Source organism: Nocardioides sp. NPDC023903 (assembly GCF_040639295.1).
Taxonomy (GTDB): Bacteria; Actinomycetota; Actinomycetes; order Propionibacteriales; family Nocardioidaceae; genus Nocardioides.
On the sequence record NZ_JBEZZS010000126.1, the window covers coordinates 1 to 1,035 of the forward strand.

Below are 1,035 nucleotides of genomic sequence, written 5' to 3' on the forward strand. Positions count from 1 at the left end.
GGCGGCGGGCTTGTCGAAGACCTTCGGGAACGGGCGGCGGCGACCTTCCCAGGTGACGAAGGTGCCGGCCTTCTCCGAGGCGGTGGCGACGGGGGTGGCCGTCCTTGGTCAGGTTGGTGGCGCGATCCATGCGTGCTTGCGCTCTGCTCTCCATCACCGAGGCGTCGAGGCGTGGCATCGAGGTGTCGATCACGGCGGCGGCGTACTCGAAGGTCTGCAGCAGGCCCGGCACGGTCGAGGTCTGGTATTGCCTGGCCGACAACGCTTCCGCCTCGAAGTTGATGTAATTGGCATATACCTCCGACACCGCGCCTTCGTAGGGACGCGACATGCCGGGTTTCAACGCGTCGGTCAGCAGGCTGAGTGCTTCCTCGCGCATTTTGTCGTCGACCTGATACAGGTCGAGCATGGCGCCGAGGGTGCGACGTTGTGGGCGTGCTTGCGCCATTTCGATCCGGTACAGCGTGGTGACGTTGATTCCGGTTCGCGCGCTGACGTCTTCCTTGCTCAGCTGGGCGCTTTCGCGCAACTCCCGCAACATGGCAGCGAGCCTGCGGAGCCGGACGGTCAGGGTCGTGCGCTTGCCTGCCATGAAACGCATTATTGCGCTGCGCGGCCGCGCTGTCACGCGTTCGGCGAAGAAGAAGGCATATGGTCTGGCATGGTGATCGGCGAGTCAGCGAGGCACGCCGGAAGGTTGTGCGGCCCTGTGCATGTGACCCCCGGTTCTGTCAGGGTGGCTTTACTGCAGGAGTGATAACGCAATCTTGCGTTTCGTCTTCTGAGCGAGCATGATCCAGTTAGCCTGGTTGCGAACAATCCGAACAGATGACCGGGATAACCGAATCGAGAGCCAATCATGTTGGTAGACAAATCTTGGGTGTCGGGTGAATTCGGGGCCGTGCGATGAGCGCGCCGGTGATGGGGATACTGCCCACCGCTCCGCAATTGTTGTGCGCATTTCAGGGGCGGCGATTTCAAGATCGCGAATTGTTGCGGTCAGCGCACGCACTCGCTGAACTGCACGAACGGCGG

Annotated in this window: 1 protein-coding gene; it reads right to left on the reverse strand. The window is 62.2% G+C overall.

From position 1 onward, the window contains the following. A partial coding sequence (locus AB0F44_RS30425) for a Scr1 family TA system antitoxin-like transcriptional regulator (RefSeq protein ID WP_357361123.1) occupies positions 1–592 on the reverse strand: 592 nt, incomplete at its 3' end. Positions 593–1,035: the final 443 nt, after the last annotated feature.